This is a genomic window from Arachnia rubra (assembly GCF_019973735.1).
Lineage (GTDB): Bacteria > Actinomycetota > Actinomycetes > Propionibacteriales > Propionibacteriaceae > Arachnia > Arachnia rubra.
In genome coordinates, this window is record NZ_AP024463.1 from 2,808,822 (window position 1) to 2,828,931 (window position 20,110).

General features: G+C 61.7%; 17 protein-coding genes and 1 pseudogene. 14 read left to right on the forward strand and 4 right to left on the reverse strand.

The window, feature by feature from the left end:
- The first annotated feature begins 44 nt into the window (after positions 1–44).
- From SK1NUM_RS12840 to SK1NUM_RS12885, 10 genes are all read left to right on the forward strand, one after another.
- Positions 45–1,397 carry a serine hydrolase domain-containing protein gene (locus SK1NUM_RS12840; protein ID WP_212322705.1) on the forward strand — a complete coding sequence of 451 codons (1,353 nt, stop codon included), beginning with the start codon at positions 45–47 and terminating at the stop codon, positions 1,395–1,397.
- A gap of 235 nt (positions 1,398–1,632) precedes the next feature.
- Positions 1,633–2,970, forward strand: a complete 1,338-nt coding sequence (locus SK1NUM_RS12845) for a serine hydrolase domain-containing protein (RefSeq protein WP_212322707.1) — start codon at positions 1,633–1,635, stop codon at positions 2,968–2,970.
- A gap of 235 nt (positions 2,971–3,205) precedes the next feature.
- Complete coding sequence (locus SK1NUM_RS12850) at positions 3,206–4,531, forward strand: serine hydrolase domain-containing protein (RefSeq protein ID WP_212322722.1); 1,326 nt, start codon at positions 3,206–3,208, stop codon at positions 4,529–4,531.
- A gap of 199 nt (positions 4,532–4,730) precedes the next feature.
- Positions 4,731–6,047: a serine hydrolase domain-containing protein gene (locus SK1NUM_RS12855; RefSeq protein ID WP_212322725.1), complete on the forward strand. Its 1,317-nt coding sequence runs from the start codon at positions 4,731–4,733 to the stop codon at positions 6,045–6,047.
- Positions 6,048–6,227: 180 nt separating this feature from the next.
- Positions 6,228–7,526, forward strand: coding sequence for a serine hydrolase domain-containing protein (locus tag SK1NUM_RS12860; protein WP_212322728.1), 1,299 nt, complete (start codon positions 6,228–6,230; stop codon positions 7,524–7,526).
- Positions 7,527–7,671: 145 nt separating this feature from the next.
- Positions 7,672–8,991, forward strand: coding sequence for a serine hydrolase domain-containing protein (locus SK1NUM_RS12865; RefSeq protein WP_212322744.1), 1,320 nt, complete (start codon positions 7,672–7,674; stop codon positions 8,989–8,991).
- Between the two features lie 175 nt (positions 8,992–9,166).
- Positions 9,167–10,282 carry a serine hydrolase domain-containing protein gene (locus SK1NUM_RS12870; RefSeq protein ID WP_212322746.1) on the forward strand — a complete coding sequence of 372 codons (1,116 nt, stop codon included), beginning with the start codon at positions 9,167–9,169 and terminating at the stop codon, positions 10,280–10,282.
- Between the two features lie 180 nt (positions 10,283–10,462).
- Positions 10,463–11,779 (forward strand): serine hydrolase domain-containing protein, encoded by a 1,317-nt coding sequence (locus SK1NUM_RS12875; protein ID WP_212322750.1) that lies wholly within the window; start codon positions 10,463–10,465, stop codon positions 11,777–11,779.
- 62 nt (positions 11,780–11,841) lie between these two features.
- Positions 11,842–13,137: a sensor histidine kinase gene (locus SK1NUM_RS12880; protein WP_212322753.1), complete on the forward strand. Its 1,296-nt coding sequence runs from the start codon at positions 11,842–11,844 to the stop codon at positions 13,135–13,137.
- 158 nt (positions 13,138–13,295) lie between these two features.
- On the forward strand, positions 13,296–14,096 hold the full coding sequence (locus SK1NUM_RS12885; RefSeq protein WP_212322757.1) for a response regulator transcription factor: 801 nt from the start codon (positions 13,296–13,298) through the stop codon (positions 14,094–14,096).
- A 67-nt stretch (positions 14,097–14,163) separates the two neighbouring features.
- On the opposite strand, the gene SK1NUM_RS12890 is transcribed toward SK1NUM_RS12885, so the two are convergent.
- Positions 14,164–15,399 carry a beta-glucanase gene (locus tag SK1NUM_RS12890; protein ID WP_212322759.1) on the reverse strand — a complete coding sequence of 412 codons (1,236 nt, stop codon included), beginning with the start codon at positions 15,397–15,399 and terminating at the stop codon, positions 14,164–14,166.
- A gap of 546 nt (positions 15,400–15,945) precedes the next feature.
- Between SK1NUM_RS12890 and SK1NUM_RS12895 the strand changes: the two genes are divergently transcribed.
- The 4 genes from SK1NUM_RS12895 to SK1NUM_RS15490 all read left to right on the forward strand — a co-directional run bounded on the left by SK1NUM_RS12895 (position 15,946) and on the right by SK1NUM_RS15490 (position 18,347).
- Positions 15,946–16,296: a type II toxin-antitoxin system RelE/ParE family toxin gene (locus SK1NUM_RS12895; protein WP_223927598.1), complete on the forward strand. Its 351-nt coding sequence runs from the start codon at positions 15,946–15,948 to the stop codon at positions 16,294–16,296.
- Between the two features lie 5 nt (positions 16,297–16,301).
- On the forward strand, positions 16,302–16,607 hold the full coding sequence (locus SK1NUM_RS12900; RefSeq protein ID WP_212322765.1) for a helix-turn-helix domain-containing protein: 306 nt from the start codon (positions 16,302–16,304) through the stop codon (positions 16,605–16,607).
- A 773-nt stretch (positions 16,608–17,380) separates the two neighbouring features.
- The gene (locus tag SK1NUM_RS12905; protein ID WP_212322767.1) at positions 17,381–17,620 is read left to right on the forward strand and encodes an antitoxin VbhA family protein; all 240 of its coding nucleotides are present in this window, start codon (positions 17,381–17,383) and stop codon (positions 17,618–17,620) included.
- 205 nt (positions 17,621–17,825) lie between these two features.
- Positions 17,826–18,347 carry a Fic/DOC family protein gene (locus SK1NUM_RS15490; RefSeq protein ID WP_223928012.1) on the forward strand — a complete coding sequence of 174 codons (522 nt, stop codon included), beginning with the start codon at positions 17,826–17,828 and terminating at the stop codon, positions 18,345–18,347.
- On the opposite strand, the pseudogene SK1NUM_RS12915 reads toward SK1NUM_RS15490, so the two are convergent.
- The 3 genes and pseudogenes from SK1NUM_RS12915 to SK1NUM_RS12925 all read right to left on the reverse strand — a co-directional run.
- A pseudogene (locus SK1NUM_RS12915) lies at positions 18,271–19,215 on the reverse strand (IS3 family transposase); the annotation flags it as partial. The gene SK1NUM_RS15490 and the pseudogene SK1NUM_RS12915 overlap by 77 nt on opposite strands.
- Complete coding sequence (locus SK1NUM_RS15495) at positions 19,172–19,396, reverse strand: transposase (protein ID WP_212322770.1); 225 nt, start codon at positions 19,394–19,396, stop codon at positions 19,172–19,174. The pseudogene SK1NUM_RS12915 and the gene SK1NUM_RS15495, both read right to left, overlap by 44 nt.
- The gene (locus SK1NUM_RS12925) at positions 19,321–19,947 is read right to left on the reverse strand and encodes a helix-turn-helix domain-containing protein (protein WP_212322772.1); all 627 of its coding nucleotides are present in this window, start codon (positions 19,945–19,947) and stop codon (positions 19,321–19,323) included. Before SK1NUM_RS12925 ends, SK1NUM_RS15495 begins: the two co-directional genes overlap by 76 nt.
- Positions 19,948–20,110: the final 163 nt, after the last annotated feature.

The window sequence follows — 20,110 nt, forward strand, 5'->3', positions numbered from 1 at the left end:
TGCGGCGGGGGCGAAGGGCCGGGTGGCGCTGCGACGCTGATGCCATGAGAAACACAACCAGCAAGTCCACATCATCCACTGCACCAGCCACCAAGCACATCAGCAGACACAAGCCCCGCGGCTCCTTCCTACTGCGCTCCCTGGCACTGCCGGTGGCCGCTGTCATGGGAGCCGGCGCCTTCATGTTGCACAGCCCAAACGCAGCCATCGCTGCCCCGCCGGAGCCCACCGAATCAGCCTCCACCTCTGCTTCCGCCTCTGCGTCCCCGTCCGCCTCGCCCTCCCCCTCTGCTTCTGAAACCGGAGCATCCGCCGAATCCGCCGAGAAGGCCCGCATCACAGCGACAGCACAGGGCCTGGTGGACGCCGGTTTCCCGGCGGCTCTGGCCGCAGTGACGAAAGCCGATGGAAGCACCGTCGGCGTCGCCGTCGGCAAGGGAAACCTGGAAACCGGCGAAGCCCCACCCCTCGACGGCGAAGTCCGCATCGGATCCAACACCAAAACCTTCGTAGCAGTAGTGATCCTGCAACTCGTCCAAGAAGGCAAAATCACCCTCGACGAACCCATCGAAACCTACCTCCCAGGCCTACTCCACGGCGAAGGCATCGACGGCTCGAAAATCACCGTCCGCCAACTCCTGCAACACACCAGCGGCCTCCCCGAATACACCGACACTGTTCCTGGCGAGACCGACATCTTCCAGATCAGAGACAACTACTACTCAACCCGCGACCTACTCGATGTCGCTCTGAGCCATCCCGCACTATTCGAGCCTGGTAGCCAGTTCAAGTACACCAACACCAACTATCTTGTGTTGTCGCTGCTGGCCGAGAAGGTCACCCACCGGCCCCTGGCCGAGCAGATCACCCAGCGGATTGTTGAGCCATTGGGGCTTTCACACACCTACTACCCGGGCCCCGGAGAGGAAGACATCCGAGGCACACACCCCCACGGCTACCACCGCAACACCCCAACTGAGGACTGGAAGGACATCACCCGCATGGATCCGTCGTGGGGCGGCGGCGCGGGAGCCATGATCTCCACCCCCAGCGAGCTGAACAAGTTCTTCCAGGCCACCTTCGACGGCACCCTCCTGAGCCAAGACTCCATCGCCGAGATGAAGAAAACCGTCGACACCGGAGGCACGCACGGGAATGGCTACGGTCTGGGTCTCATCAACTACCCACTCAGCTGCGGAGGCACCGCTTGGGGGCATGGCGGCACCATTCACGGCTACCAGACCTACGACGCTGTCGGCCCCGATGGGGCCGCTGTCACCATCGCGGTGACTGCTCTACCCCAAACCTTCGTCGCCGACCTTCATGACACAGCAGCTTCGCAGGAAAAGAACCAACTCGGTTTGAAAGCCGTCGACTCCCTGCTGTGTAACCGCTGAGAACATATCAGCAAGGACCTTATTGCTCCCGCAGTCGCGCTAATTGCGGCTGCGGGAGCAGCACATCTGTTGCAACCCGATAGTGGCCGAAGACGGCTGCGACTTCCAGAACACCTGAACAGGGTTGCAGCGGACGGCTGGAACCCCACCAGATACCAACGCTGTCCTTTTGGACAGGGTGATGCTGTTCCTGCGGCGGGGGCGAACGGCCAGGTGGCGCTGCGACGCTGATGCCATGAGAAACACAACGAAGAACTCCGCACCATCCGCCAAGCACATCAGCGGGCACAAGTCCCGCGGCTCCTTCCTACTGCGCTCCCTGGCACTGCCGGTGGCCGCTGTCATGGGAGCCGGCGCCTTCATGTTGCACAGCCCAAACGCAGCCATCGCTGCCCCGCCGGAGCCCACCGAATCAGCCTCCACCTCTGCTTCCGCCTCTGCGTCCCCGTCCGCCTCGCCCTCCCCCTCTGCTTCTGAAACCGGAGCATCCGCCGAATCCGCCGAGAAGGCCCGCATCACAGCGACAGCACAGGGCCTGGTGGACGCCGGTTTCCCGGCGGCTCTGGCCGCAGTGACGAAAGCCGATGGAAGCACCGTCGGCGTCGCCGTCGGCAAGGGAAACCTGGAAACCGGCGAAGCCCCACCCCTCGACGGCGAAGTCCGCATCGGATCCAACACCAAAACCTTCGTAGCAGTAGTGATCCTGCAACTCGTCCAAGAAGGCAAAATCACCCTCGACGAACCCATCGAAACCTACCTCCCAGGCCTACTCCACGGCGAAGGCATCGACGGCTCGAAAATCACCGTCCGCCAACTCCTGCAGCACACAAGCGGACTACCCGAATACAACGACAAGATCGGCCTTGATGACCCCTTCGCCAACCGGGATGTCTACTATTCGCAGAGGGATTGCCTCGACGTCGCTCTGAGCCATCCCGCACTATTCGAGCCTGGTAGCCAGTTCAAGTACACCAACACCAACTATCTTGTGTTGTCGCTGCTGGCCGAGAAGGTCACCCACCGGCCCCTGGCCGAACAGATCACCCAGCGGATCATCGAGCCATTGGGGCTTTCACACACCTACTACCCGGGCCCCGGCGAACAGAACATCCGCGGCACACACCCCCACGGCTACCACCGCAACACCCCAACTGAGGACTGGAAGGACATCACCCGCATGGATCCGTCGTGGGGCGGCGGCGCGGGAGCCATGATCTCCACCCCCAGCGAGCTGAACAAGTTCTTCCAGGCCACCTTCGACGGCACCCTCCTGAACCAGGACAGCATCGCCGAGATGAAGAAAACCGTCGACACCGGAGGCACGCACGGGAATGGCTACGGTCTGGGTCTCATCAACTACCCACTCAGCTGCGGAGGCACCGCTTGGGGGCATGGCGGCACCATTCACGGCTACCAGACCTACGACGCTGTCGGCCCCGATGGGGCCGCTGTCACCATCGCGGTGACTGCTCTACCCCAAACCTTCGTCGCCGACCTTCATGACACAGCAGCTTCGCAGGAAAAGAACCAACTCGGTTTGAAAGCCGTCGACTCCCTGCTGTGTAACCGCTGAGAACATATCAGCAAGGACCTTATTGCTCCCGCAGTCGCGCTAATTGCGGCTGCGGGAGCAGCACATCTGTTGCAACCCGATAGTGGCCGAAGACGGCTGCGACTTCCAGAACACCTGAACAGGGTTGCAGCGGACGGCTGGAACCCCACCAGATACCAACGCTGTCCTTTTGGACAGGGTGATGCTGTTCCTGCGGCGGGGGCGAACGGCCAGGTGGCGCTGCGACGCTGATGCCATGAGAAACACAACGAAGAACTCCGCACCATCCGCCAAGCACATCAGCGGGCACAAGTCCCGCGGCTCCTTCCTACTGCGCTCTCTGGCACTGCCGGTGGCCGCCGTCATGGGAGCCGGCACCTTCATGCTGCACGCTCCAGAGGTAGCCATGGCAGCCCCACCAGAACCCACCGAATCAGCCTCCACCTCTGCTTCCGCCTCTGCGTCCCCGTCCGCCTCGCCCTCCCCCTCTGCTTCTGAAACCGGAGCATCCGCCGAATCCGCCGAGAAAGCCCGCATCACAGCGACAGCACAGGGCCTGGTGGACGCCGGTTTCCCGGCGGCCCTGGCCGCAGTCACGAAAGCCGATGGAAGCACCGTCGGCGTCGCCGTCGGCAAGGGAAACCTGGAAACCGGCGAAGCCCCACCCCTCGACGGCGAAGTCCGCATCGGATCCAACACCAAAACCTTCACCGCCGTGGTCATCCTGCAACTCGTCCAAGAAGGCAAAATCACCCTCGACGAACCCATCGAAACCTACCTCCCAGGCCTAATCCACGGCGAAGGCATCGACAGCTCGAAAATCACCGTCCGCCAACTCCTACAGCACACAAGCGGACTACCCGAATACAACGACAAGATCGGCCTTGATGACCCCTTCGCCAACCGGGATGTCTACTATTCGCAGAGGGATTGCCTCGACGTCGCTCTGAGCCATCCCGCACTATTCGAGCCTGGTAGCCAGTTCAAGTACACCAACACCAACTATCTTGTGTTGTCGCTGCTGGCCGAGAAGGTCACCCACCGGCCCCTGGCCGAACAGATCACCCAGCGGATCATCGAGCCATTGGGGCTTTCACACACCTACTACCCGGGCCCCGGCGAACAGAACATCCGCGGCACACACCCTCAAGGCTACGAGCGAAACAGCCAGGGACAGCTGGAAGATATCACCCGCATGGATCCCTCCGTAGCCACCGGGGCAGGAGCCATGATCTCCACACCCACCGAACTCAATAAATTCCTCCAAGCCATCCTTGACGGCACCCTCCTGAACCAGGACAGCATCGCCGAGATGCAGAAGACCGTCGACACCGGAGGCGCGCTCGGGAATGGCTACGGTCTGGGTCTCATCAACTATCCACTCAGCTGTGGCGGCTCCTATTGGGGGCATGGCGGTAGCATCGAGGGCTACGGCACCTTCAATGGCATGGGGCCTGATGGCACCGCCGTGACCGTCGCCGTCACCGCCCTGCCATCTGCCATTGTGGACGACCCCAACAACGCCATCGCGAAATACCAGCTTGGTCTGCAGGCGGTCGACTCCACGCTCTGCAACCACTAAAGAGACCCCTTCCCACTGCAGAGCGATGGTTGATGGGCCGGTGGAGTTCCAGCTGTCCTGCAACTCCACCGGCCCACGCACTAACCCTTGATAAGACAATGCTGCTCTCTTTCGGATAAAGCAACGCTCTCTTTCGGATAAAACAACACTGTGCCTGCGGCCGGGGCGAATAGCCGGGTGGCGCTGCAACGCTGAAACCATGAGAAACACGACAAAAACCTCTGCGTCGCTCACCGATCCGGCCACCGAAAGCACCGACAGGCACAGGGCCCGCGGCTCCTTCCTGCTCCGCTCCCTGGCGCTCCCGGTGGCCGCCGTCATGGGAGCCGGCACCTTCATGCTGCACGCGCCTGGGGTGGCGGTGGCCGATCCGTCGACGCCTGGGGCCTCGGAGACCCCGTCGCCCGTGGCGACTGGATCAGCTTCATCAGCCGAGAAGGAACAGGTGCTGTCAGCCGCACAAAACCTGGTCGATGGCGGCTACCCAGCAGCCCTGACAGCCGTACGCGACAAGGACGGCAACACCATCGGCGCAGCCGCAGGCACAGGAAACCTGGAAACCGGCGAAGCCCCACCCCTCGACGGCGAAGTCCGCATCGGATCCAACACCAAAACCTTCGTAGCAGTGGTGATCCTGCAACTCGTCCAAGAAGGCAAAATCACCCTCGACGAACCCATCGAAACCTACCTCCCAGGCCTACTCCACGGCGAAGGCATCGACGGCGCCAAGATCACCGTCCGCCAACTCCTGCAACACACCAGCGGCCTCCCCGAATACACCGACACTGTTCCTGGCGAGACCGACATCTTCCAGATCAGAGACAACTACTACTCAACCCGCGACCTACTCGATGTCGCCCTGAGCAAACCAGCAGCCTTCGAACCAGGCAGCCAATTCAGGTACACCAACACCAACTACATCGTGTTGACCTTGCTGGCTGAGAAGGTCACCCACCGGCCCCTGGCCGAGCAGATCACCCAGCGCATCACCGAGCCCCTCGGACTAGCGCACACCTACTATCCCAATCCCGGCGAAGAAGAGATCCGAGGCACACATCCCCACGGCTACCACCGCAACACCCCCACCGAGAATTGGCAAGACATCACCCGCATGGACCCCTCCTGGGCCGGCGGCGCGGGAGCCATGATCTCCACCCCCAGCGAACTAGGCACCTTCATCCAAGCCACCCTCAACGGCACCCTCCTCACCCAAGACTCCATCAACGAGATGAAGAAAACCGTCGACACCAGCAATCTGAGCGGTGTTCCTGGAAGCGGTTATGGCTTGGGCATATTCAGCATGCCCCTCAGCTGCGGTACCGCTTGGGGACACAGCGGCGGTATCCCCGGCTACACCACCCAGAACATGGTCGGCCCCGACGGCACCGCCGTCACCATCGCAGGCACCGCGCCGCTGCAGGCGATCGTAGATCCCAGCGACACCGCAGCTGTCCAGCAGAAGGCAAAGCTAATGCCTGACGCCGTCGACTCCCTGCTGTGCAAACGCCAAGGGTGAGAACTCTGCTGAGACTGAATGTTCACGGCATAACGATCCCTCGCCTGTGCTTGACTCACGACGCCCAGCGCACCTGACACACCAGAGGCGCAGGCTATCCGTTCGGACAGGTTCTCCCGGCAGAAAACACTGTTCCTGCGGTGGGGGTGAAGGTCAGGGTGGTGTTGCGACGCTGAAGCCATGAGAAACATGACAAAAACCTCTGCGTCGCTCACCGGCCCGGCCACCGAGGCCACCGGAGGACAGAAGCCGCGTGGTTCTTTCTTGCTGCGGTCCCTGGCGCTGCCGGTGGCCGCTGTCATGGGAGCCGGCACCCTCATGCTGCACGCGCCTGGGGTGGCCGTGGCTGATCCGTCGATACCAGGAACATCGGAGACCCCGTCACCCGCAGTGACAGGATCAGGCTCACCAGCCGAGAAGGAACAGGTGCTGTCCGCTGCGCAAAGCCTGGTCGATGGCGGTTTCCCGGCGGCTCTGGCCGCAGTGACGAAAGCCGATGGAAGCACCGTCGGCGTCGCGGTCGGCAAGGGAAACCTGGAAACTGGGGAAGCCCCGCCTCTGGACGGTGAAGTCCGCATCGGTTCTAGCACAAAGACTTTCACCGCGGTGGTGATCCTGCAGCTGGTTCAGGAGGGCACAATCAGCCTGGATGAGCCGGTGGCAACCTACCTACCCGGCCTGCTGAAAGGCGAGGGCATCGACGGCTCGAAAATCACCGTGCGCCAACTCCTGCAACACACCAGCGGACTACCCGAATACACCGACCAGACCGGCCACGAGGACCCCGTCGCCAACCGCAACAACTACTACTCTCCCAGGGACCTGCTCGACTTTGCCCTGAAGAAACCAGCGGATTTCGCTCCTGGCAGCCAGTGGAAATATTCCAACACCAACTACGTCATGTTGTCCTTGCTGGCAGAGAAGGTCACCCACCGGCCTCTGGCTGAGCAGATCACCAAACGCATCACCGAGCCCCTCGGGCTGAACCACACCTACTACCCGAACCCCGGCGAAGAAGAGATCCGAGGCACACACCCCCACGGCTATCACCGCAACTCACAAGGCGAGCTGGAGGACATCACCCGCAAGGACCCCTCAGAGGCCGGCGGCGCGGGAGCCATGATCTCCACCCCCAGCGAGCTGAACAAGTTCTTCCAAGCCGTCCTTGATGGCACCCTTCTGAGCCAGGACTCCATCGCCGAGATGAAGAAAACCGTCGACGCAGGGCAGCCCGAAACAGGCGTAGACCACTATGGCCTGGGCATCATCAGCACCTCGCTCAGTTGCGGAGGCACAGCCTGGGGACATGCTGGCAGCATCCCCGGCTACACCACCTTTAACGGGGTGGGGCCTGATGGCACCGCCGTGACCGTTACGGTCACCGCCCTGACAACGGCCATTGCAGATGATCCCAGTAGCGCCATTGAGAAATACCAGCTCGGTCTGCAGGCGGTCGACTCCACGCTCTGCAACCGCTAAGAAGACACCCACCTACTGCACTCCTGCGACTCCACCGGCCCACGGCGTTATCCCTTGGATAGGGGGACGCTGCTCTCTTTCGGATAGAACAACACTGTTCCTACGGCGGGGGCGAAGGGCCGGGTGGCGTTGCGACGCTGGAACCATGAGAAAAACAATCAGAAACTCTGCACTATCCACTGCGTCGACCACCGAGACCATCAGCCTGCGCAAGCCTCGCGGCTCGTTCCTGCTGCGGTCCCTGGCGCTCCCGGTGGCCGCTGTCATGGGAGCCGGTGCCCTGATGATGCACGCTCCAGAGGTAGCCATGGCAGCCCCACCGGACCCCACCGAATCAGCCTCCGCCTCGGCTTCTGCTTCCACCTCAGCCTCCGAGACGGAGTCCGCCGAGAAAGCCCGCATCACAGCGACAGCACAGGGCCTGGTGGACGCCGGTTTCCCGGCGGCCCTGGCCGCAGTCACGAAAGCCGATGGAAGCACCGTCGGCGTCGCCGTCGGCAAGGGGAACCTGGAAACCGGTGAGGCCCCGCCCCTGGACGGTGAAGTCCGGATCGGCTCAATTTCGAAGACCTTCACCGCCGTGGTGACCATGCAACTCGTCCAGGAAGGCAAAATCACCTTCGACGAGCCCATCGAAACCTACCTTCCAGGCCTAATCCGCGGGGAAGGCATCGACGGCTCGAAGATCACCGTCCGCCAGCTGCTGCAGCACACCAGCGGCTTGCCCGAATACAGCGACCAGATCGGCCTTGATGACCCCTTCGCCAACCGTGACAAGTACTACTCAGCGAGAGACACGCTCGATCTTGCCCTGAGCAAACCGGCGGCTTTCGAGCCCGGCAGCCAATTCAAGTACACCAACACCAACTACATCGTGCTATCGCTGCTAGCCGAGAAAGTCACCCACCGGCCCCTAGCAGAACAGATCACCAAACGCATCATCGAACCCCTCGGACTCACCCACACCTACCTGCCGGGTCCCGGAGAAGAAAACATTCGCGGCACACACCCCCACGCCTACACGAGGAACAACCAGGGGCAGCTGGAGGACATCACCCGGCAGGACCCATCCGCAGCAGGCGGCGCAGGAGCCATGATCTCCACCCCCAGCGAACTAACCAAGTTCCTCCAAGCCACCTTCAACGGCACCCTCCTCAACCAGGACTCCATTACTGAGATGAAGAAGACCGTTGAAGCCAGTGATCTGATTGGTGTTCCCGGGAGCGGCTACGGCCTGGGCATATTCTCCATGCCCCTCAGCTGCGGCGGCGAGGCCTGGGGACACAGCGGCGGTATCCCCGGCTACGGCAGCTACAACATGGTCGGCCCTGACGGCACCGCCATGGCTCTCACCGTAACCGCCCCACCAGATGCCATCGTGGACGATCCCACCGACACCGCGGCCATCCAGCAGAAGGGGAAGCTGGTGCGTGACACCGTCGACTCCTTGCTGTGCAACCGCTGAGGAGGAAATCCCTACCCGCCCAACGTGCATTCCGGCCGGGACCCCATAGGGTCCCGGCTCTTTGCCTGATACCCGTCATATCAAAGGCACCCCTGTCCATTTGGACAGGGTGGACGAACACATACTGTTCTCACGGCCGGGGTGCAGGAGGGGCGGCCGCTGCCAGGCTGGTTTCATGAAAGATTCGATGAACAACTCCGCATCACCTGTTGAGAAGAAAAGGATACTGGCAGCACTACAGAGCTTGGTGGACGCCGGGTATCCAGCTGCCTTGGCTACAGTGCGTGATCCTCAAGGCAACACCACCAACGCAGTCGCAGGCACAGGGAACCTGGAAACCGGCGAAGCCCCACCCCTCGACGGTGAGGTGCGGGCCGGCTCGAACACGAAAACCTTCGTGGCAGTGGTGCTCATGCAACTCGTCCAAGAAGGCAAAATCACCCTCGACGAACCCATCGAAACCTACCTCCCAGGCCTAATCCACGGGGAAGGCATCGACGGCACCAAGATCACCGTCCGCCAACTCCTACAGCACACCAGCGGGCTGCCCGAGTATCACGATACGCTGGTTCTTGAAAAAGACATCTTCCAGGTCAAGGACAACTACTATTCACACCGGGACCTGCTCGATGTTGCCCTGGGTAAGCCAGCAGCTTTCGAACCGGGCAGCCAATTCACATACACCAACACCAACTACATCGTGCTAACCTTGCTGGCAGAGCGGTTGGAGCATCGGCCTTTCGCAGAGCAGATCGACAAGCGGATTGTTGAGCCACTGGGGCTTTCGCGAACCTACTACCCGGGCCCAGGCGAGGAAGACATCCGCGGCACACACCCCCACGGCTACCACCGCAACACCCCCACCGAGGAATGGAAGGACATCACCCGCATAGACCCCTCCTGGGCCGGCGGCGCAGGAGCCATCATCTCCACACCCAGCGAACTAACCAAGTTCATCCAAGCCACCTTTGATGGAACCCTTCTCAACCAGGACTCCATCACCGAAATGAAGAAAACTGTCGACACAGACCATCCTGAAATATGGATGGGCGGCTACGGTTTGGGCATATTCCCCATGTCCCTCAGCTGTGGTGGCGAGGCCTGGGGACATAGCGGCGGTATCCACGGCTACGGCAGCTACAACATGGTCAGCCCCGACGGCACCGCTGTGGCCCTCACCGTCACGGCCATGCCGCATGGGCTCGTCTCTGATCCCACCGATATGGAAACTCTGCTGCAGAAAGCAAAACTGATGCCTGACGCCGTCGACTCCCTGCTGTGCTACCGCTGAGGAGGCGATCTCTGCCCGCAGAACCTGCATTCCGGCCGGGACCCTATAGAGTCCCGGCCTTTTGCCTGATACCCATCAGAGCATAGGCACCCTGTCCATTTGGACAGGTCCTTTTGGAGGAAACACATACTGTTCTCGCGGCCGGGGTGCAGGAGGGGTGGCCGCTGCCAGGCTGGTTTCATGATCAATGTAAAGAACTCTGCAACCACATCCGCTGCTCCGAAACGCAAAGCCACCCGGTCTGGCAAAGGGGTGTTCCGGGGCTCGTTCCTGTCGCGATCGGTGGCAGTGTCGCTGGCAGCCGTGATAGGCGCGAGCGCCTTCGGATTGCACAGCCCCAGTGTGGCTGTGGCCGATCCGTCGACACCTGGAGCTTCGGAGACCCCGTCACCCGTGGCGACTGGATCAGCTTCATCAGCCGAGAAGGAACAGGTGCTGTCAGCCACACAAAGCCTGGTCGATGGCGGCTTCCCGGCAGCTCTGACAGCCGTACGCGACAAGGATGGCAACACCATCGGCGCAGCCGCAGGTGTAGGAAACCTGGAGACCGGCGAAGCTCCACCCCTGGACGGTGAGGTGCGGGTCGGCTCCAACACCAAAACCTTCGTAGCAGTAGTGATCCTGCAACTCGTCCAAGAAGGCAAAATCACCCTCGACGAACCCATCGAAACCTACCTCCCAGGCCTAATCCACGGGGAAGGCATCGACGCCTCGAAAATCACGGTGCGCCAACTCCTGCAACACACCAGCGGACTCCCCGAATACACCGACTACATCGGGCTGGAGGACAAAGTCTTCGAAAACCGAGACATCTACTACTCACCCCGGGACCTGATCGACATCGCCCTGACCCATCCCGCAGCCTTCGAACCCGGCAGCCAGTTCAAGTACACCAACACCAACTACATCGTACTATCGCTGCTAGCTGAGAAGGTCACCCACCGACCTCTGGCAGAACAGATCACCCAGCGCATCATCGAACCATTGGGGCTTTCACACACCTACTACCCGGGCCCCGGAGAGGAAGACATCCGCGGCACACATCCCCACGGCTACCACCGCAACTCCTCAGCTGAGGAATGGAAGGACATCACCCGCATGGACCCGTCCTGGGCTGGCGGCGCAGGAGCCATGATCTCCACCCCCAGCGAACTAGGCACGTTCATCCAGGCAACCTTCAACGGCACCCTCCTCACCCAAGACTCCATCGCCGAGATGAAGAAAACCGTCGATACAGGGCAGCCTAATCACGGTTATGGGCTGGGCATATTCTCCATGCCCCTCAGCTGCGGCGGCGAAGCCTGGGGACACAACGGCGGCCTCCCCGGCTACGTCACCCAGAACATGGTCGGCCCCGACGGCACCACTGTCACCACCGCCGGCACAGCCTGGGGGCCAGCGCTCCTCTCTGACCCCACTGACAGAGCGGCTCTCCAGCAGAAGCAGAAGCTGATGTCCGACGCCGTCGACTCTCTGATGTGCAAGCGCCAAGGGTGAGAACTCTGCCGGACCTGGATGTTCAGGGCATGATGATCCCCCGTCTGTGTTTGACTCAGGACATGCCCGGTTCAGCCGCCCCGATGCGCACGCCGCCGCGACTCGCATGGGTCGCGGCGGCGGTGTGCCTGATCCTGCCCATCATGTACCTCGGCATTATGCTGGCGGATCCGGCTCAGGAGCTCCTCTACACGTTCGGAATATTCGATGGAGCGGTTTCCTACTTCGCATGCGCCTGCCTCCAGTCGGTGTTGCTGGTCGGTTTGCCGTATCTTCCGCGCACGGTGCTCATCGCCGCCATCGTCATGTATCTGGTGACTGTCGCTGGCAGTGGCGGGACGATTGGGATAGGGACGGCGCCGGTCATGTTCGCCGTGTGGTGGCTGGCCCGCTACCAGATAGCCCAGTTGTGGTTCATTGTCGTCGTCGGCATTTCCTGCGCCGTGATCGTGATGGTGGCTGTGGTGTACACGGCCCGTCTCGGACTCACCGTGATCCTCGTCGGGCAGGTAGCGAGTGCCCTGCTGATGTACGTCGCTCCGGCTGCGCTGGGCAGGTACATGCTCGGCCGCGAGCTCCTGAACCAGGCCCTGGAGGAGAAAGCTGAGCTGCTGGAGCGGGACCGGCGAGGACGGCTGGAGCGTGAGCTGACTGCCAGCCGCAATGCCCTGGCCCGGGACGTCCACGACATCGCCGGACACCACCTCTCCGGCGTCATCATCGCCACCCAGGCAGCCTCTGCTCTGACCCGCATCGACCCCGAGCGGGCCCGCCAGATGCTGCAGACCGCCCAGGAGAGCGCGCGTACGGCGCTGGCTGATCTGCGCCGCACGGTCGGCCTGCTACGTGGCGAGGGCGAGAAGGAACCAGTGGCGAACGCCGAGCAGCGGCCGGTGCCGTCGCTGAGCGCCATTGCCGACCTCATCGCGGATGCGCGCAGCCGCGGGCAGCACGTCGACTACACGACGCTCGGCGACCCCCAGTCCCCCGGCCCCCTGGCGGAGACTGTCGCCTACCGCATGGTCCAGGAGTCGCTGGCCAACAGCGCCCAGCACGCACCGGGAGCTCCCTGCCAGGTGCTCATCGTCCACCAGGAGAAGCGCGTGAGCATCACGGTGAGCAATAGCACCCCACCCGAGGGGACGGTGCCCATGGATCGCGGGGAGGACCGTGAGGGGCACGGCCTGTCCGGCATGGCGGAGCGAGCCGCCCTGGTGGGAGCCCGGCTCAGCGCCGGGCCGCGGCCTGACGGCGGCTGGTACAACCACCTCGTTATTCCGACGGGAAACAACCGGCTTCCACCCACCCCCGTTGCGCCTGCGAACCCCGAGGACCCCGGGTCCGTTGCCATTACCTGAATCGCACTTAGTGCAGTCGTCAAATATCATCGATACACAGGCCTTTAACGGCAGCAGTCATCGCACCCGGGGCACCGGGAAAGCGGCCGGACAGTGAACTGACCAGGACAGAGGCAAGAGAAGAAGAAAGCGCAAGGGCAGAAGAAAGGCAGCAGCCCATGATTCGTCTCGTCATCGCCGACGACCAGGCGGTCGTCCGGGCTGGGCTCAGCGTCATCCTGGGAGCTGAGGAGGACATCGACGTCGTCGGCGAGGCCGCCGACGGTGCCGAGGCGGTCAAACTGGCCCGTAGCCTGCAGCCCGACGTCGTCTGCATGGACATCAGGATGCCGGGCGTCGATGGCATCGAGGCGACCCGGGCGATCGTCTCCGACCCGGACGTGGCCGCCGACGTGCTCATCCTGACGACCTTCGACATCGACGACGACGTCCTGGCCTCGCTGGAGGCCGGCGCAGCCGGTTTCCTCCTCAAGGGCGCCGACGAGGCGACGCTGCTGGGCGCCGTCCGCTCCGTGGCGGCAGGAGACGGGACCCTCGATCAGCGGGTCACCCGCCGCATCCTGCATGAGCTGGCCAGCCGTTCGCCGCGCTCTGTCCAGGGAGGCACCGGCGAGGACGCCGGCGGCAGGGGTCCTGCGGCGACCTCCGGAGTGGGTGGCAGCGTCGCGTCAGTCCGGATGGCACCGGGAGCGGGAGCCGACACGTCCCCTGGGGTGACGAAAGTGCCCCACCCGGGCGGCGGGTCCGAGGAGGTATCCCTGACGGCGCGCGAACTGGATGTGCTGAGGCTGCTGAGCCAGGGGCTGTCGAACTCGGAGATCGCACGCCAGCTCTATGTGGAGCCCACAACCGTCAAATACCACCTGACCGGGCTCATGCAGAAGTCAGGATCCAGGGACCGGCTCCAGGTGGCGCTGTGGGGCATCCGGACCGGGCTGGTGGACCCGGGCACTGTGTGAGCCCGGCTCCGCGCCAGGTGACCGGCGGGACGCGCCAGCTGGGGTGAACCGGCGTGTCAACCGACGTTCAGCAGGGGGCGAGTGGCTCGATCCGCCACGTCGTCGCCTGGTCCTCCTCACCGGTGATGGGCTGCCCGGTGGTGGCGGACAGGGCCAGGCCGCTGAGTTTGGAGCGGATCCTCGCTCCGCCGTCTACCGGCAGGAGGTGCCACCGGAACCGGCTGCCTGCGGTGTCAGTCCCGGTGCTCACATCAGCTAAGGCCTCCAGGCCGCCGCCCGGGTAGGCGTTGGTGGAGGCAGCACCCAGCGCGGCCCCTTGCGGCGAGGTGATGACGTAGGTGAGGTCGTCCTGCCGGCGCAGGTGCCAGCGGGTGTCCTCACTGGTGGAGGCGCTGAGGGCGACGCCGCCGGGGGTCAGGGTCAGTGCCCGGCCTTCGGGGTCGAGGAGGCGGACGTCGCCGTCGGGTTGCGCCTGCGCGGGGGTGCGGTAGTAGGTGCGGACGTAGTCGATGTCGAAGGAGGCTGGCAGGGCGGAGTCCTGGGGCGCGCCCAGGTGCCCCTCCAGGCTGAGGACCACGTGCCGGGACATGCGCCACAAACAGGGGTCGGGGGCGGGTTGCAGATGCCAGATGAGCTGCCGGTCCCAGTAGATGAGCAGCTCGCCCTCCCGGCGCTCGACGCCGTAGAGGTGGTAGTCCGCGGAGACGTCGTCGGCTGTTTTGTGGGTGTGCTGACCGAGGGGACGGTCCGGGGCGTCGCTCGGCCAGAGGCGTAGGCCCGGTATCACGGCGTGGAAGTCGAAGGTCTCCTGGAGGTCGATCTCCGGGTTCGGGTCGGTGGCCAGCGTGCCCTCTCCAGTGAGGGTGGACGACTGGAACCACACGGCGGAAAGCACGTTAGCCGCCGAGGGCAGGGCTTTGGCCCGGACTTCCACATAGCTGCACACGCCGGGGGTGTCGAAGACGGACTCCACAGCCCCGAAGGTGTGACTCTTGTTCCTGAAGCTCTCGGCTTTGGCCGTCAGGTGGAGGACGCCGTCGGACGTCTCCGCGTTCTCCTCGCGGAAAGCCCCGGCCCCAGAGACCGAATACCACAGACCCCGACGCCAGCGCGCAGCGTCCAGCGGAGCATCGAAGGAGTCGCTGAGAGAGTCGATGAGCGTCCACTCCCCCAAGTCGATGCCGGGTCCCTCTGCATGGGCCGAAACCTGCCCCAGGAGAGGCAATCCAGTCAGCGCCGCTGCGGACAGCATGACACTACGGCGGTTCAGTGTGTTCGGTGTCGTCGTGTTCGGTGTCGTCATTGCTCATACTCCTCTCACAGCTCAGAGTGCTACCACGCTCACCGTAACTCTGGGTCAGCTCACAGTGGGGCGGGAGGTGGTCGCAGGTGGAGCGCTATGGGTTTTGTGGACACCGCTGAAAAATGGGATTTCTAGGCTGCTTGCTGGTTTTGACTCCATTCCTGTGATGGACGTCATTGGGGATGCAGTTCCTAAGCGTCGAGTGGAATCATTTGTGATTGAAGCGTAACTCTATCTAGGCTGCCACGGGACATGATAAAAGCCCGCGAAGGAGCCAAATAAAGGAGGAAGGAAAGCCGCGATGGCCAACGACACCACCACCTCGCCCGCCGCTGATCAGCAGCAGCCCGGGTTCATCCCCACTTGCGCGGGAAAATCCGTCGGCATTTAGTGCTCAAAGTTCCCTTAGCTCAGCTAGTGGACATAGCTCACCTAGCGCAATAGGCCAGCGGTGTGGGTTCGAAGCACGCATCAGCTCCGCGACAAGGCAGCTGCCCTGACGTTGCTTATAGACCCTACAAGGTCTACAATGATGGTGTGTGGAGTGTGGACATCGAGCTGATCGCAGACTGGCTCGCTTCACTGGACGATGACTCGCGCGAGCAAGTTGTTGCTGCTATCGAGTTGCTAGAGGACCGTGGCCCGCAGCTTGGACGGCCCATCGTCGACACGGTGACATCGTCGCGGCACCGCAACATGAAGGAACTCCGGCCGGGATCGTCCGGGCGCTCCGAGTTGCGGATCCTGTTCGCCTTCGATCCCAAGCGAGCAGCGATCATGCTGATCGCCGGTAACAAGGCGGGCAACTGGGTTCGTTGGTACAAGAAGAATATCCCGCTAGCCGATGACCTGTTCGATGACCACCTACGCGCATTGAGAAAGGTGAGAGAGGAGTGACTGCTATGGCCATGACACTGAAAGACTTCCTTGCTGAGAATCCCGTGGACCGGGAGCGTGTCGAGGCACACAAGGAACGGATGCTCACAGAGGTCCGCGCCTACCACCTCCGCGAGCTGCGGGAGCAGGCAGGCTTGACCCAGGCCCAACTGGCCGAGCGGATTGGCGTTGGCCAGCGTCAAGTCTCCAAAATCGAGCACGGCCACTTGGACAACGCGAAGGTCGGCACGATCCGCAACTACCTCAAAGCCGTCGGCGGCAGTTTGGCCCTTGAATATGTGGTAGGAGACCAACGCGTGCAAGTCGCCTAAACTCTGACGGTAGTTTCTCCGGGAGATCAAGCTCCCGGAGAAACTACCGTCAGAAAGCTGCGTGCAACCAACCACCACGCAATGGAGACAGACAATATGAAGAGCAGGTAGGGGCTAGTGACCTGCGGTACACGGAAGCCTATTCATAGGGTGGCTGATAAACAGTAAACTCCTTGTCAGGGCAGGTTGACTGCGGCTGTGAATAAGCCTCACGGCTGAATACATTAGGAGCGGGGGCCTGAGGTTTTCGGCTGGGATCTCTTGGCTTTACGGGCCTCGGCGACTCGTTTTGATCGCGCCGGTGCCTGCCAGACCTCATTCAGCACCTCAGCCATAAGATTGAGGACTTCCTCGGAGTCCTCCGGACCTTCGAAATCGTCACTCCACAGTTCCCTAGGATCACGTGACGTCTGCCATGTAGCCACGCTCATCCGATGGCAGCCATCGCAGATGAAAGCAGCATCCGCCATAAAGGTGTTAGTCACAGAGAAGGCGTTGCCAATAGAGACAGGGTTTCCAGCGAAATCGGTCAAGTTTACACCGCTGCACCGCTCCATGTGACAACGGGCTCTGCACCAACCACACATAATCGTTGTCATATCTCTTACCCGGCCTCCCTAGCCACACCCGCCCCGCTACGACCGTCACACGAGGCGAACTAAGGATATCGAGGCTCGCAAGGAACGGATGCTCACGGAAGTCCGCGCCTACCGCAGGCCGTTGTCGGTTGGCCAGGTAGCATCTATAAAAGTCTGAGAGACGGGAGCCCAAGCATGCAGACATTCGATGTCGAGGACCGCTGGCCCGAGCTGTTCGCACAACTTGATGAGGCGCAACGCGACAGTGTGCGGCAGTCCCTGGCCGCTGGCTGGCACGAGGGCTTCACCCCGACCCGTGAGGACGTGGAGAACCTCACCGACTACGCCCGCGGCGCAATCGACTTCGCCGAATACCGTCGGCGAAGTCACGCTGCCGCCCGCCGGGAAGTTGGCGTGGTCACCACCGGCCAGTGACATGACACCGAGGTTCGATACCTGGGAGTCGTATTTCTACCCAGAGACAATCGATCCAGCAACCGGCTACGGCACACTGCGTAACCTCTACGGCGAGCGTGACGCCAGAGTGCTCGCACGTCTGGAGTACGTCGAAACCTCAGGACGGGCACAGCAGATCGACAACGGCACCATAACTATTGCCAGAACCTACGACGGCGACCACATGCGAGCGATTCACTGGCACCTGTTCCAAGACGTCTACGAATGGGCGGGGCAGTACCGGAGAGTCAACATCTTCAAAGGACCAGGTCGCAGTTTCGGAGACGTCCTCACCGGTGAACTGGACCGCTACCTACACGATATCCACCAACTCATCACCCACACCCCATGGAACCAGCTAGACCGCCACGAGTTCGTAGACCAGGCGGCGACCGTGTTCGCCTACGTCAACCAGGCCCACCCGTTCCGGGAAGGTAACGGCCGCACATCGAAGCTGTTCATGCAACACGTCGCAGAACAAGCGGACTATAGATTCGATTACGCCCGCGTCACCCCCGAAGTGTGGAACCAAGCCTCTGGAGTGCTATGGGTTTTGTGGCCACTGTTGAAAAATGGGATTTCTAGGCTGCTTTCTGGTGTTGGCTCCATTCTTGGTGGACGTGGTTGGAGGTTTGGTACCCTAACGCCGAGTGAAGTCGTTTCTGATTGTAACGTAACTCGATCCAGGCTGTCACATCCTTTATAGCATGTTTCCGTGTTGGGTAGATCTTCCGGTTCACTACCTCCTTCTTGCAGGTGGCATTAAATGATTCCGCTGCGGCATTGTCGTAACACGACCCAGTTCTACCTACCGAGGCACGGATACCATATGTGTTCATGATTTCCGCGTAATCAGCTGAGGTGTATTGCGAACCACGATCCGAATGGAAGACGGTTTCACCTCGGGTTACTGGGCAATTTCTGACTGCCATGTGTAAAGCCTCGGCAACAAGCCGGGTGCGCATATTCCCGGCGATCGCATAACCGATGATCTTTTTCGAGTAGCAATCCATGACGGTTGCTAGATAAGTGAATCCTTCCCAGGTGGGGATGTAGGTGATATCGCCTACCCATTTCTGCCCTGGTTTGTTGGCGGTAAAATTCCTTTTCACCAGATCCGGGCGGTGGTGAAGATCCTGGGCCGGGATGGTGGTACGGACCCGTTTCCGGGGCTGACAGGCCACCAAGCCAGCCCGGTGCATGAGCTGACGCACCAGCTCTGGGCTCGCGTGGATTCCCCGTTCAACCAGAGCTGCGTGGATACGTCGATACCCGTAGGTTTGCTCAGACTCGTGGAAGAAATGCGTAATTAAAATAGTGAGTTCTTCCCGGCGTTTCTGCGTCTCGGATAAACCCTGATTCCGCCATCTGTAGTAGCCGGAACGAGACACTCTGGCCCAGCGGCACATCAGATACACAGGATAGCTGCCTTCCTCGCGGTGAATATAAACATATTCTTCGCTGCTACCGGGATTCCTGCGCGAAGAAGGCCGCCGCTTTATCTCTGAACTCGAACCCTCCGTCTTCGCTTCACCCAGCCTCGGCCTGCAAGCGCTTGTTCTCCGCCACCTGATCCGACGAGGCTTCTACCATACCTGGGTCGGGATGCTGCTTCCGCCATATTCTCACCCAGTTACCCACAGTTTGCGGAACCAGATTGTAGGACTTCGCCACTTCCGCTATCGGCCGAGACCCCTCAAGAACCTCCGCGATGATTTGTTCTTTAAACTCTTTACTAAATTTCGAAGCCGGCATAGTACAGATTTTACCTCACATGTTCGAATAAACTCAGGTTTTTCACCACTGTCCACGAAACGCCGGGCACTCCACTCGGCCTCGGGGGCTCGGTGTTGGTCGACGGCCCCGGGTTTGTGGAACGACAACCCGGCCAGGTGGAGCAGGAAGTGGTAGGAGGTCTCGGAGGCATAGGTGATCTGGAAGTGGGAGTCGATCCAGTTGGCGAGGTCGGGTACGGTCCAGAACTCGGCGGGTAGACCCAGCTGGCCGGGTGGTTGTTGCAGCACCTCGATGGTTTCTGCCCGCTGCTGGGGGGTGAGTTTGGAGGCGTTGAGGTTGCCAGCATGGCCGGTGTGTATTGACGCGAGTCGGGTTTCATGCCAGTCCTGTAGCCAGGTTTTGATGGTTGCGGTGGTGCGTTCTGCGAGTTCTGCCACAACCCCGATGTCCACGTTTCGTGACAGCAGTAGGATCGCTTCGGCTTTTCCTTTCATGAGTTTGTGGGGACCCTCGTGTTTGTAGTCTTGGAGGATCCGGAATTCCTCTGGAGATATCTCAACTGTTTTCACGCATCAAGGATATTACACACCCGACGGGATATCCACCACATCCACCCGGGAAACCCGATTCCCCCGGCCGACCCGAATACCCCACAGACATCGGATTTTGATTAAAGAGAGCTATAAGAGGCCGGAACAATGCCTCCGTGGACCGCTCCGCCACAGCCCGAGC

Bases quoted from the DNA above. Each gene is read 5' to 3' on its own strand.
- SK1NUM_RS12840 (WP_212322705.1), top strand. From the start codon at position 45: ATGAGAAACACAACCAGCAAGTCCACATCATCCACTGCACCAGCCACC.
- SK1NUM_RS12845 (WP_212322707.1), top strand. From the start codon at position 1,633: ATGAGAAACACAACGAAGAACTCCGCACCATCCGCCAAGCACATCAGC.
- SK1NUM_RS12850 (WP_212322722.1), top strand. From the start codon at position 3,206: ATGAGAAACACAACGAAGAACTCCGCACCATCCGCCAAGCACATCAGC.
- SK1NUM_RS12855 (WP_212322725.1), top strand. From the start codon at position 4,731: ATGAGAAACACGACAAAAACCTCTGCGTCGCTCACCGATCCGGCCACC.
- SK1NUM_RS12860 (WP_212322728.1), top strand. From the start codon at position 6,228: ATGAGAAACATGACAAAAACCTCTGCGTCGCTCACCGGCCCGGCCACC.
- SK1NUM_RS12865 (WP_212322744.1), top strand. From the start codon at position 7,672: ATGAGAAAAACAATCAGAAACTCTGCACTATCCACTGCGTCGACCACC.
- SK1NUM_RS12870 (WP_212322746.1), top strand. From the start codon at position 9,167: ATGAAAGATTCGATGAACAACTCCGCATCACCTGTTGAGAAGAAAAGG.
- SK1NUM_RS12875 (WP_212322750.1), top strand. From the start codon at position 10,463: ATGATCAATGTAAAGAACTCTGCAACCACATCCGCTGCTCCGAAACGC.
- SK1NUM_RS12880 (WP_212322753.1), top strand. From the start codon at position 11,842: ATGCCCGGTTCAGCCGCCCCGATGCGCACGCCGCCGCGACTCGCATGG.
- SK1NUM_RS12885 (WP_212322757.1), top strand. From the start codon at position 13,296: ATGATTCGTCTCGTCATCGCCGACGACCAGGCGGTCGTCCGGGCTGGG.
- SK1NUM_RS12890 (WP_212322759.1), bottom strand. From the start codon at position 15,399: ATGACGACACCGAACACGACGACACCGAACACACTGAACCGCCGTAGT.
- SK1NUM_RS12900 (WP_212322765.1), top strand. From the start codon at position 16,302: ATGGCCATGACACTGAAAGACTTCCTTGCTGAGAATCCCGTGGACCGG.
- SK1NUM_RS12905 (WP_212322767.1), top strand. From the start codon at position 17,381: ATGCAGACATTCGATGTCGAGGACCGCTGGCCCGAGCTGTTCGCACAA.
- SK1NUM_RS15490 (WP_223928012.1), top strand. From the start codon at position 17,826: ATGCGAGCGATTCACTGGCACCTGTTCCAAGACGTCTACGAATGGGCG.
- SK1NUM_RS15495 (WP_212322770.1), bottom strand. From the start codon at position 19,396: ATGCCGGCTTCGAAATTTAGTAAAGAGTTTAAAGAACAAATCATCGCG.